We start from the raw sequence: 11866 nt of genomic DNA on the forward strand, positions 1-11866 counted from the left end.
GTTTGGCGAGATTCAGACGGGTCTGACGGGGAGGGGGATTTTAAGGCGCTTGCGACGGGGGCTTTTACACGCTCAACCTGCAACCCGTTGTAGGAGCGAGCTTGCTCGCGAAGAACGCCCAGGCAACTCGGTCAATCTGATTCACCGCGTTATCGTTAACGTTCTTCGCGAGCAAGCTCGCTCCTACACTGGGAGGCGTCAGTGGGCGAGGAATTTGCTCAGGAACTGCTTGGTACGTTCTTCCCTGGGGTTGGCAAACAGCGCCTTGGCTTCGCCCTGTTCGACGATCACGCCCTTGTCGAAAAAGATCACCCGGTTGGCCACATCACGGGCAAAGCTCATCTCGTGGGTGACGATGACCATGGTGCGGTTTTCTTCGGCCAGGCTGCGAATGGTCGCCAGGACTTCGCCCACCAGTTCCGGGTCGAGGGCCGAGGTGGGTTCGTCGAACAGGATCACCTCCGGCTCCATGGCCAATGCGCGGGCAATCGCCACACGCTGTTGCTGGCCGCCGGACAGGCGCCGCGGGTACGACGCTTCCTTGCCCGCCAGGCCGACCCTTGCCAACAGCTTGCGCCCCAGTTCGGCCGCCGCTTCCCGTGGCATCTTCTTGACCACAATCGGGCCTTCGATGACGTTTTCCAGCGCGGTGCGGTGGGGGAACAGGTTGAAGTTCTGGAACACAAAGCCCACATGCTGGCGCAGGCGCCGCACCAGGCCCTGTTGCTGGTTGAGCGGCCTGCTGCTGTCGATCTCGATGTCACCCACCTTGATACGGCCGCTGGTGGGTTCTTCGAGGAAGTTCAGGCAGCGCAGGAAGGTGGTCTTGCCCGAACCGCTGGGGCCGATGATGGCGACCACTTCGCCTTCCTTGACCTCAAGGTCGATGCCGTTGAGTACCACCTGGCCGTTGAATTGCTTGGTCAGTTTTTCAACCACGATCATGCTTCAAGACTCCAGGTCATGCCGGTTGACCCGGTCTTCCAGACGATTTTGCAGATGCGCCAGGATGCTCGCCAGGATCCAGTAGATCAGGGCCGCGGACAGATACATGGTGAAAATTTCGAAGGTACGTGCCGACACCAGTTGGGCCTGGCGGAACAGCTCGGGCACCTGGATGGTGGCGGCCAGCGCCGTGTCCTTGACCAGTGAAATAAAGCTGTTACCCAAAGGCGGCAACGCCGTGCGCATCGCCTGGGGCAGGATGGCCCTGCGCAACGTCTGCGCACGGGTCATACCGATACTGGCAGCAGCTTCCCACTGGCCACGCTCGATGGAGGCGATGGCGGCCCGCAGGATTTCACACGCATAGGCAGCCATGTTCAGCGAAAAGCCGATCATGGCGGCCGGGATCGGGTCCAGCTCGATGCCCACTTGCGGCAAGCCGTAGTAGATCAGGAACAGCTGCACCAGCAACGGCGTGCCGCGAAAGAACGACACGTAGACCCGGGCGGTCCAGCTCAAGAGCTTGAAGCGCGAGAGGCGCATCAAGGCCAGGCCGAAGCCCAGCAGCAGGCCGAAAAACATCCCGCCCAGGCTGAGGATTACCGTGTAGTACGCGCCCTTGAGCAGAAAGGGCGCGGATTCCAGCGCGAGTTGGAAACCTGCTTCCATTATTGCGTGACGTCAGCGTTGAAGTACTTCTCGGACAGCGTCTTCAACGTGCCGTCGGCGCGCAGTTTGTCCAGAGCCTTGTTCACCGCATCGAGCAGCTCGGGCTCACCTTTGCGCAGGGCGATACCGGATTCCTGACGGGAGAAGGCGTCGCCGGCAGCGGCGGTGTCGGGGGCTTTCTTGGCGTATTCCAGGGCGGCCAGGCGGTCGATCAGGATGGCGTCGATACGACCGATGCGCAGGTCCTGGAACTTGGTCGGGTCGTCGTTGTAGGTCTTGATAATGGCTTTTGGTTGGTTGTCCTTGAGCCATTGTTCGTAGTTGGTGCCCAGGCCCACACCGACTTTCTTGCCGGCCAGGTCGTCGGCTTTCTTGATCGAGTCGACGTTCTTTTTCAGCACCAGCGCCTGGATGCCGGACACGGTGTAAGGCTTGGAGAAATCGTACTTTTTCTTGCGCTCTTCGGAGATGGTCACCTGGTTGACCACGGCGTCCAGGCGCTTGGATTCCAGCGCGGCGAGGATGCCGTCCCAAGGGGTGGCTTGCAGCTTGACCTTGACGCCCAGCTCCTTGGCCAGCGCCTCGGACAGTTCCACTTCGAAACCGCTGAGTTTGCCGCTTTCATCGACAAAGCTGAACGGCGGGTAGGTGCCTTCCAGGCCGATCTTGATCTCGCCGGCCTTCTTGATGGTGTTCAATTGCTCGCCGGCAACCGCCTGGCCCAACCAGCCAGCGCCAAGCGCGAGGCCCAAAGTGCCAACCAACAGCGTGCGACGAAATGCAGAAATAGTCATGGAGAGCCCCTGTGTTTTTTATGGTGAGCGAAGCAGGTGACGCGGTAGTCGTATCCTGCCCTAAAGCGCGAAGCGCGTCTTCGCCTTCGGCGCGATGATAAGGTGGGTTTTTAAGTCTTGAAAATAATAAAAATACAATTTCATATTCTTTTTAGAAATATGTACAGCTCCCACATCGACAGTATTCAATCAGTTGAATACTGAGTCATAGGCAAACAATGCCGGCGCGCCACCGGTATGCAGGAAAATGATCGGCCCCTCTTCAAAGCGCTGGCGCCCGATGCCGTCGAGCAAACCGGCCATGGCCTTGCCGGTATACACCGGGTCCAGCAACAGACCTTCCTGGCTGGCCAAAAGTTTGATCGCCGAGAGGGTGCCAGCGTTTGGCTCGCCATACCGCGGCCCGAAATACTCGTCCCACAGGGTGACCTTGAAGGCGTCGGGGATAGCCACACCGAGCAACTCGGCAGTGCGTTCGGCCAGGCCCTGCACTTTCGGGAATTGCGCTTGCTCGGAGCGCGACACCGTGATGCCGATCACTGGCAGCTGCGGCAGTGCTTCGCTCAAGGCCAGGGCCAGGCCGCTGTGGGTACCCGCACTGCCAGAGGCGAGCACCACGGCGGCGAATTGAATGCCGCTGTCTTCAATTTGCGCGGCCAACTCCAGCCCGGCGCGCACGTAGCCCAGCGCGCCGAGTGCATTGGAACCGCCAATAGGCACCAGGTACGGCTTCTTGCCGTTACTGCGCAGGCGGTCGGCGAGGGCGTTGAGTTGGTCGTCGGCGTTGTCGAGGTTTTCCACCAGCTCCACTTTGGCGTCGAACAGCTCCAGCAGCAGGCGATTGCCGTTGCCCAGGTAGTTGGGGTCGTCGGTGCCGGTAGGGTTTTCCAGCAGGGCAACACAGCCCAGGCCAAGCCTGGCGGCGAGCGCGGCGGTCTGGCGCACATGGTTGGACTGGATCGCGCCGGCGGTGACCAGGGTGTCGGCGCCCTGGGCGATGGCGTCGGCGGCCAGGTATTCGAGTTTGCGCAGCTTGTTGCCGCCCATGGCCAGCGGCGTGGTGTCATCACGTTTGACGTAGATGTCCCTGCCCAGCCAAGCCGACAGCCGCTCGAGTTTTTCCAGGGCCGTGGCACTGCCCAGTAGTTCCAGACGGTTAAAACGGTCGAGCTGTTGTTTGATCATGGTTACGCACGGTGGCTGAGTGATTGGGGGACTATAGGCAGGCACTTTTCATCGGGCAACCGCCAATCGCTTATGACTAAAGGTTCTTAGCTCCACACCATTGGTTCTTAAGAGCTGCCTGGGTGCATACCGTAAAGTGATGGCCATTTCGTCAGGAGTGAATACCGTGAGTGAGCGTTCCAGTCATTGGCAATTGCAGACCATCGTCAGCCAGCTGCGCGGCGCCCGCGACCAGTGGCGAACGCGCAATGGGCGCTTGAGTGGCGAGCATGGTGGCCGCGAGTTGCCGTCCCGCGAGGCGGTGGCACAGATTCTTGAGGCCTTGTGCGGCGCCCTGTTTCCGATGCGCCTGGGCCCGGCGGACCTGCGCGAAGAAAGCGAAGACTTCTACGTGGGCCATACCCTCGACGTCGCGCTCAACGCCTTGCTCGCCCAGGCGCGCCTGGAGTTGCGCTATGCCGCGCGCCAGAGCGGTGAGGACGACAGCGAAGTCAACGCCCACGCCATTCGCCTGATCCAGGATTTCGCCCTGGCGTTGCCATCCTTGCGCAGCCTGCTGGACACCGACGTACTGGCCGCCTACCACGGCGACCCGGCCGCACGCAGTGTGGATGAGGTGCTGTTGTGCTACCCGGGCATCCTGGCGGTGATCCACCACCGCCTGGCCCACCACCTGTACCGCGCCGGCCTGCCGTTGCTGGCGCGGATCAGTGCGGAAATCGCCCACTCGGCCACCGGCATTGATATCCACCCCGGCGCACAGATCGGCCCGAGTTTCTTTATCGACCACGGCACAGGCGTGGTGATTGGCGAGACCGCGATCATCGGCGAGCGGGTGCGCATCTACCAGGCCGTGACACTGGGCGCCAAACGCTTTCCGGCGGATGAAGATGGGCAATTGCAGAAAGGCCACCCGCGTCACCCTATTGTTGAAGATGATGTGGTGATTTACGCCGGGGCGACGATCCTGGGGCGGATCACCATTGGCCAGGGTTCGACCATCGGCGGCAATGTGTGGCTGACCCGCAGCGTGCCGGCCGGGGCGAATATCACCCAGGCGAACTTGCAGCATGATGATGGGGCGCAGAAGTAATACCTGAGCCAAACGCCGGTCAGTGTGGGAGCTGGCTTGCCTGCGATAGCGGTGTATCAGTCAACAGATGGGTGGCTGACCCAGCGCTATCGCAGGCAAGCCAGCTCCCACATTTCGTATGTATTTCACCGTCGGGTTGCTGAACGATTCGTCTCCTCCACGCGTCATACCAATCCCTGAGCTAGTGTAGGAAACACCTACCACTCAGCCCTGCGATTAGTCCAAGACCGCCTATTCATGTTTAACTTGAACGTTCGTTCAAGTTAAACCGGTGGTTCGCTGCCCGCTCACAACAGGAGGCTTACCTTTGCTGAGTCCGTTTTTTACAGCCATATCCCGCAACCTTGAGGTGCATCGTTCATGAGTGCATCGTCCACCCCTTCCAGCGGCATGGTGCGCATGAATGCGCCCGTTTTCTACTTTGCCGCCACCGTCATCCTGCTGTTCGGCATCACGGTCATCGCTATCCCGCAACAGGCCGGTGCCTGGCTGCTGGCGGCGCAAAACTGGGCGGCCAACACGGTCGGCTGGTACTACATGCTGGCGATGACGCTGTATCTGGTCTTCGTGGTGGTCACCGCGCTATCGGGCTACGGCAAGATAAAACTCGGTGCCGACCACGACGAGCCCGAATTCAGTTACCTGTCCTGGGCCGGCATGTTGTTCGCCGCCGGGATCAGCATCACGCTGTTTTTCTTTTGCGTCTCGGAGCCGTTGACGCACTTGGTGCAGCCGCCCCAGGGCGAAGCAATGAACGCCGATGCGGCGCGCCAGGCCATGCAGGTGTTGTTCCTGCACTGGGGCCTGCACGGCTGGGGCGTGTTCGCGTTTGTCGGCATGGCCCTGGCGTATTTCGCCTACCGGCATAACCTGCCGCTGGCGTTGCGCTCGGCGCTGTACCCGCTGATCGGCAAGCGCATCAATGGCCCTATCGGTTACGCGGTGGATGGCTTTGGCATCATTGCCACGGTGTTCGGCCTGGGCGCCGACATGGGCTTTGGCGTACTGCACCTCAACTCTGGCCTGGACTACCTGTTTGGCATTGCCCATACCCAGTGGATCCAGGTGGGCCTGATCACCCTGATGATGGGCGCGGCGATCATCGTGGCCGTGGCCGGCGTCGACAAGGGCGTGCGGGTGATGTCCGACATCAACATGCTGCTGGCCTGTGCGCTGCTGCTGTTCGTGTTGTTCGCCGGGCCTACCCAGCACCTGCTCAACACCTTGATCCAGAACATCGGTGATTATCTGGGGGCGCTGCCCACCAAGAGTTTTGATGTGTACGCCTACAACAAGCCGAGCGACTGGCTGGGCGGCTGGACGGTGTTCTACTGGGCCTGGTGGATCGCATGGTCGCCGTTCGTGGGCCTGTTTATCGCGCGCATTTCCCGTGGCCGCACCATTCGCGAATTCGTGTTTGGCGTGCTGCTGATTCCACTGGGCTTTACCCTGGCGTGGATGTCGATCTTCGGTAACAGCGCCATCGATCAGGTGCTCAACCATGGCATGGCTGCACTGGGCCAGTCGGCGATCGATGACCCATCGATGAGCCTCTACCTGCTGCTGGAAACCTACCCGTGGAGCAAGACGGTGATCGCGGTCACGGTGTTCATCAGCTTTGTGTTCTTCGTGACCTCGGCTGACTCCGGCACTGTGGTGCTGTCCACCCTCTCGTCCAAAGGCGGCAACGCGGATGAAGACGGGCCGAAGTGGCTGCGTGTGTTCTGGGGCGCGATGACCGCCCTGGTCACCAGTGCCTTGCTGTTCGCCGGCAGTATCGACTCGCTCAAGTCTGCGGTGGTACTGACCTCGCTGCCGTTCTCGCTGATCCTGCTGCTGATGATGTGGGGGCTGCACAAGGCGTTCTACCTGGAGTCGCAAAAGCAGATCGCGCAGTTGCATTCCCTGGCACCGATCTCCGCTTCGCGCAAAGGCCGAGGCGGCTGGCGCCAGCGTTTGAGCCAGGCGGTGCATTTCCCATCCCGCGATGAGGTATACCGTTTCCTCGACACCACGGTGCGCCCGGCGATTGAGGAAGTGACCGCAGTGTTTGTCGAGAAGGGCCTTACGGTGGTGACCCAGCCCGACCCGTCCAACGACAGCGTCAGCCTCGAAATCGGCCATGGCGAAGAACGTCCGTTCATCTACCAGGTGCAGATGCGTGGCTATTTCACACCGTCGTTCGCCTTGGGCGGCATTGGCAAGAAAGAGATCAACAACCGCCGCTACTATCGGGCCGAAGTGCACTTGAGTGAGGGCAGCCAGGACTATGACCTGGTGGGCTACACCAAGGAGCAGATCATCAATGACATCCTCGACCAGTACGAGCGCCATCTGCAGTTCTTGCACATGGTGCGCTGATAGCGTTCCTCTCAAGTAGGTCTTTGCTGTAAAAGGAAGAGGCAGACTTAAGCGATTCAGCTGCTTAAAAGGCCCGGGAATATGCCTATTCCCGGGCCTTATTTGCCCTAGATCAAGAGAGGATTCGATGACGTACATTGCTGCCGAAAACCGCTATGAATCTATTCCGTATCGCCGCGTAGGCCGCAGTGGATTGGTGCTGCCGGCACTGTCCCTGGGGTTGTGGCACAACTTTGGCGACAGCACCCCGATCGACACCCAGCGCGCATTGCTGCGCACGGCGTTCGACCTGGGTATCAACCACTTCGACCTGGCCAACAACTACGGCCCACCCTACGGCAGCGCCGAGATCAATTTCGGTCGGTTGCTGCGCGAAGACTTCAAGCACTATCGCGACGAATTGATCATCTCCAGCAAAGCCGGGTGGGACATGTGGCCCGGCCCTTACGGCCAGGGTGGCGGCTCGCGTAAATACGTATTGGCGAGCCTGGACCAGAGCCTGCAACGCCTGGGCGTCGATTATGTGGATATCTTCTACTCGCACCGCTTCGACCCCGAGACGCCCCTGGAAGAGACCGCCAGCGCCCTGGCCACCGCCGTGCAACAAGGCAAGGCGTTGTACATCGGTATCTCGTCTTACTCCGGGGTAAAAACCCGCGAAATCGCAGCGTTGCTCAATGAGTGGAAAGTGCCGTTGTTGATCCACCAGCCGGCCTACAACCTGCTCAACCGTTGGGTGGAAAAAGACCTGCTGGACACCACTGAAGAACTCGGCGCCGGGGTGATCGCCTTCACGCCGCTGGCCCAGGGTTTGTTGACCGATAAATACCTCAACGGGGTACCGGCCGATGCGCGGGTCAATCGTCCGGGTGGTGGCTCGTTGCAGGCCCAGCACCTGTCCGAAGCCAACATCGCCCATGTACGCGGCCTGAATGAAATCGCCAAACGCCGTGGCCAGAGCCTGGCCCAGTTGGCGCTGGCGTGGACGTTACGTGATCCACGGGTAACCAGTGCGCTGATCGGCGCAAGCCGGCCGGAGCAGATTATCGAGAACGTCGGGGCGTTGAAGAACTTGAGCTTCAGTGCAGAAGAACTGGCGGAAATTGATAGGTTTGCGCAGGAAGGTGGGATCAACCTGTGGGAAAAACCGTCCACCGCTGAATAACCTTACACCACTGGGTGATCGTTCCCACGCTCTGCGTGGGAATGCAGCCCCGGACGCTCGGCGTCCGCTTTAAAGTCGTGACGCAGAGCGTCACAGGAGGCGTTCCCACGCAGAGCGTGGGAACGATCTGTCGCCAAGCGTTAGAACGGCACATCCCCAAGAATCGTCGCCCGGTGCATCACCCGCCGCTGCGGCCGGTAGTCATCCACGGCGTAATGCTGGGTGACGCGGTTATCCCAGAACGCCACATCATTCTCGTGCCAGCGCCAGCGAATGGTGAATTCCGGGCGGGTGGCGTGGGCGAACAGCAGCTTGAGAATGGCCTCGCTTTCGGCCGGTTCCAGTTCATTTATTCGGGTGGTGAAGCCGTCGCTGACGAATAGCGATTTACGTCCACTCACCGGATGCGTGCGCACGACTGGGTGCGATAGCGGCGGGTTTTTCTTGCGTGTTGCCTCCCAGCGCACCAGGTCCTCGGCGGTGTTGCCAAAGCGCTCCAGCGGGAACGACTTGGTGAAGTCGTGTGTGGCGGTGAGGCCATCGAGCAAGCGCTTTAGCGGTTCAGACAGTGCTTCATACGCCGCAATCCCACTGGCCCACAAGGTATCGCCGCCGAACGCGGGCAACAGCTTGGCGCTGAGCACTGCGCCCAGAGCAGGCGTGGGCAGGAACGTCACGTCGGTATGCCACACCGCGTTATCACGCACATCCGTGACGGCGGTGTCGAGGATCAGCACTTCGGGCTGTTCCGGCACGTTGGGGTAGATCGGGTGGATGTGCAGGTCGCCAAAGTTTGCCGCGAACCGTGCCTGTTGCGCAGGGGTGATCGGCTGGTCACGGAAGAACAGCACCGAATAGTCGAGCAACGCCTGTTCAATGGCGTCGCGCTGTTCGGGATTCAGCGGCTGGGTGATGTCGACGCCGCCGATCTGGGCGCCCAGGGCGGAGCTTAATGGGGTAACGGTCAGGCTGCTCATTGTGGGTTCTTCACTCAGCGTGCCTGGCCATGCCAGGGCACTAATTTACGCTGCAGGGCGCGCAGGCCCATTTCCATGGCGAAGGCGATCAGGGCGATGACCAGGATGCCCAGCACCACCACATCAGTGACCAGAAACTGCGCCGCCGACTGCACCATAAAGCCCAGGCCGCTGGTGGCGGCAATCAACTCGGCCGCCACCAAGGTCGACCAGCCCACGCCCAGGCCGATGCGCACACCGGTGAGGATATCGGGCAGGGCGCTGGGCAGGATCACATGGCGAATCAGTTGCGCGCGGCTGGCGCCCAACGACTGCGCAGCGCGCAATTTGGCCGGGTCGACGGTGCGCACCCCAGTGGCGGTGGCGATGGCAATCGGGGCGAAGATAGCGAGGTAGATCAGCAGCACCTTGGACAGCTCGCCAATGCCGCACCAGATCACGATCAACGGCAGGTAGGCCAGGGGCGGAATCGGCCGGTAGAACTCGATCAGCGGATCGAGAATGCCACGGGCGATACGGTTGGCACCGATGGCGATCCCCACCGGCACGGCGGTCAGTACTGCAAAGCCCAGGCCCAGGCCGATGCGACTGAGGCTCGCGCCCAGGTGCTGCCACAAAGTGGAATCCATGTAGCCGGTGGTTGCCAGCAGCCAGCCTTTTTGCAACACGGCGGACGGTGGCGGCAGGAACAAAGGTTCGATCAAACCGGTGGCGGTCACCGCCCACCACAGGGCCAGCAAGGCCGCCAGGGTCAGCAGGCTGATCCAGCGCGTGCTCAGGCGACGGCGCAGCGGGATCACGGGATGTGTCGCAGGCTCGGTGGCCGTGGCGGGAAGTTCGTAGCTGCTCATGCGTACACCTGCCGTTGGGAGAACACTTTGCCCAGCACATGCTCACGGGTTTCGATAAAGCGCGGGTCGGATTTGATTGCGCGGGCTGATTCACCGGCGGCGTAACGTTGGCCGAAATCCAGCTGCAGGCGTTCGACGATCTGGCCGGGGTTGGGCGCCAGCAAGATCAAGTCGGTGGCGAGAAACACCGCTTCTTCAATGTCGTGGGTAATCAGGAATACCGGCTTGGCCGTGCGCCGCCACACTTGCAGCAGCAACTCCTGCATCTGTTCACGGGTGAAGGCATCCAGGGCGCCGAAGGGTTCGTCCATCAGCAGTACGCGCGGGTCGGCCGCCAGCGCACGCGCCAGGCCGACGCGTTGCTTCTGGCCACCGGAGAGTTGCCAGATGCGGCGGTTGTCGAAACCGGCCAGGTCCACCAGCGCGAGCATTTCACGCGCCCGCACGTCGCGCTGCGCCTTGGGCACGCCGGCAAGTTCCAGGCCGAAAGCCACATTGGCCAGCACGTCCTGCCAGGGCAGCAGGGCATCGTCCTGGAACACCACGCCGCGCTCGGCGCTGGGGCCTTTGACCGGCACGCCATCGAGGGTGATACGCCCGGCAGACGGTTCGACGAAGCCGGCAATCAGGTTCAACAACGAGGTCTTGCCGCTGCCGGACGGGCCCAGGGCGACCAGCAATTGCTGGGGCCCAAGCTCCAGTGAAATATCGGACAGTACCGGTTCCGGGGCGCCTGGGTACTGTGCGCTGATGCGCTCCAGTTGTAGCAAGGCCATCGAAGTGAACTCCTGGGTCAGTTGGTAATGAACTTGGCGCTGACATAAGGGGCGTAGTCGGGCAGCACGGCCTCGACCTTGCCTTGCTCCTTGAGGAACGCAGCGGTGTCGGTGACGGCCTTGGTGGTCGGTGCGCCCAGCAGCGTTACCTGGTCGGCGGCCAACGGGTAGACGTTGCCTTGCAGCAGCAACGGGATATCGCTGGCCTTGGCGCCGGAGAGTTTCACCAGTTTGTCGACGTTGCCGGAATCGGCGAGCCAGGCTTGTGGGTCTTTGCGGTAGGCGGCGTAGGCATCCAGAGTGACCTTGGCGAAGGCGGTGACGATCTCTGGGTGCTTCTCGGCGAAGTCCTTGCGCACGATCCAGGCATCGAACGTCGGCGCGCCGAACTTGGCCAGCTCCCCGGAGGTGATCAGCACCTTGCCGGTTTCCTTGGCCACGCCCAAGGCTGGGTCCCAGACATAGGTGGCGTCGATATCACCGCGCTTCCAGGCGGCAATGATGGCCGGCGGGGCGAGGTTGAGAATGGTGACTTTGGCCGGGTCGATGTTCCAGTGTTTAAGGGCGGCGAGCAGGCTGTAGTGGCCGGTGGAAACGAAGGGCACGGCGATTTTTTTGCCGACCAGGTCCTGAGGGCTGTTGATCCCCGAACCGTTACGCGCCACCAGGGCTTCGGCGCCGCCGATCTGGGTGGCGACGAGGAAGGTTTGCACCGGGACTTTACGGGTTATCGCGGCGGTGAGCGGGCTGGAACCGAGGTAGCCGATCTGCACGTCGCCGGACGCGATGGCGGCGATGATGTCGGCGCCATTGTCGAATTTGCGCCAGTCGATCTTGGCGTTAGTGGCTTTTTCATAGGCGCCGTCGGCTTGGGCGACTTTGGCCGGGTCCACGGTGGTCTGATACGCAATGGTCACGTCCGCCGCCTGGGCAAACAGGCTGGCACCGGCCAGGGACAATGCGGCCAACAGGCGCAGAGGGGTCAGCAGTTTCAAAGGAAGCTCCTCAATCAGGCGGCCGAGGGTCGGCGTGAGAGGAGACTAAATGATC

Annotated in this window: 11 protein-coding genes; 3 read left to right on the forward strand and 8 right to left on the reverse strand. The window is 61.4% G+C overall.

The window, feature by feature from the left end; all coding sequences use genetic code 11:
* Positions 1-198: 198 nt before the first annotated feature.
* The 4 genes from tcyN to GIW79_RS15155 all read right to left on the reverse strand — a co-directional run bounded on the left by tcyN (position 199) and on the right by GIW79_RS15155 (position 3593).
* Positions 199-945, reverse strand: coding sequence for an L-cystine ABC transporter ATP-binding protein TcyN (gene tcyN, locus GIW79_RS15140; protein ID WP_014716461.1), 747 nt, complete (start codon positions 943-945; stop codon positions 199-201).
* A 3-nt stretch (positions 946-948) separates the two neighbouring features.
* A complete protein-coding gene (tcyL, locus tag GIW79_RS15145; protein ID WP_054896659.1) occupies positions 949-1614 on the reverse strand; it encodes a cystine ABC transporter permease in 666 nt (221 codons plus the stop codon).
* Positions 1614-2408: a cystine ABC transporter substrate-binding protein gene (tcyJ, locus tag GIW79_RS15150; protein WP_014716462.1), complete on the reverse strand. Its 795-nt coding sequence runs from the start codon at positions 2406-2408 to the stop codon at positions 1614-1616. The genes tcyL and tcyJ overlap by 1 nt, the downstream gene beginning before the upstream one ends.
* 189 nt (positions 2409-2597) lie before the next feature.
* Positions 2598-3593, reverse strand: coding sequence for a D-cysteine desulfhydrase (locus GIW79_RS15155; RefSeq protein WP_034125487.1), 996 nt, complete (start codon positions 3591-3593; stop codon positions 2598-2600).
* Between the two features lie 166 nt (positions 3594-3759).
* Between GIW79_RS15155 and epsC the strand changes: the two genes are divergently transcribed.
* The 3 genes from epsC (at position 3760) to mgrA (ending at position 8212) form a co-directional block, all read left to right on the forward strand.
* Positions 3760-4686, forward strand: coding sequence for a serine O-acetyltransferase EpsC (epsC, locus tag GIW79_RS15160; protein WP_014716464.1), 927 nt, complete (start codon positions 3760-3762; stop codon positions 4684-4686).
* A gap of 399 nt (positions 4687-5085) precedes the next feature.
* Entirely contained in the window at positions 5086-7047 is a 1962-nt protein-coding gene (gene betT, locus GIW79_RS15165; RefSeq protein ID WP_167514232.1) for a choline transporter BetT, read from the forward strand.
* Between the two features lie 127 nt (positions 7048-7174).
* The gene (gene mgrA, locus GIW79_RS15170) at positions 7175-8212 is read left to right on the forward strand and encodes an L-glyceraldehyde 3-phosphate reductase (protein WP_089042055.1); all 1038 of its coding nucleotides are present in this window, start codon (positions 7175-7177) and stop codon (positions 8210-8212) included.
* Between the two features lie 140 nt (positions 8213-8352).
* Here the strand turns inward: mgrA and tauD are convergent, their stop codons facing one another.
* From tauD to tauA, 4 genes are read right to left on the reverse strand one after another with little or no spacing between them, the layout of a single operon-like run.
* Positions 8353-9189, reverse strand: coding sequence for a taurine dioxygenase (tauD, locus tag GIW79_RS15175; protein WP_236477384.1), 837 nt, complete (start codon positions 9187-9189; stop codon positions 8353-8355).
* A gap of 14 nt (positions 9190-9203) precedes the next feature.
* A complete protein-coding gene (gene tauC / locus GIW79_RS15180; RefSeq protein WP_236454696.1) occupies positions 9204-10040 on the reverse strand; it encodes a taurine ABC transporter permease TauC in 837 nt (278 codons plus the stop codon).
* Positions 10037-10816, reverse strand: coding sequence for a taurine ABC transporter ATP-binding subunit (tauB, locus tag GIW79_RS15185; protein WP_054896655.1), 780 nt, complete (start codon positions 10814-10816; stop codon positions 10037-10039). Before tauB ends, tauC begins: the two co-directional genes overlap by 4 nt.
* Positions 10817-10833: 17 nt before the next feature.
* Positions 10834-11811 (reverse strand): taurine ABC transporter substrate-binding protein, encoded by a 978-nt coding sequence (gene tauA, locus GIW79_RS15190; protein ID WP_034125493.1) that lies wholly within the window; start codon positions 11809-11811, stop codon positions 10834-10836.
* Between the last annotated feature and the right edge of the window lie 55 nt (positions 11812-11866).

This window comes from Pseudomonas sp. PA-7-1E (genome assembly GCF_021605325.1).
Taxonomy (GTDB): domain Bacteria; phylum Pseudomonadota; class Gammaproteobacteria; order Pseudomonadales; family Pseudomonadaceae; genus Aquipseudomonas; species Aquipseudomonas fluorescens_BV.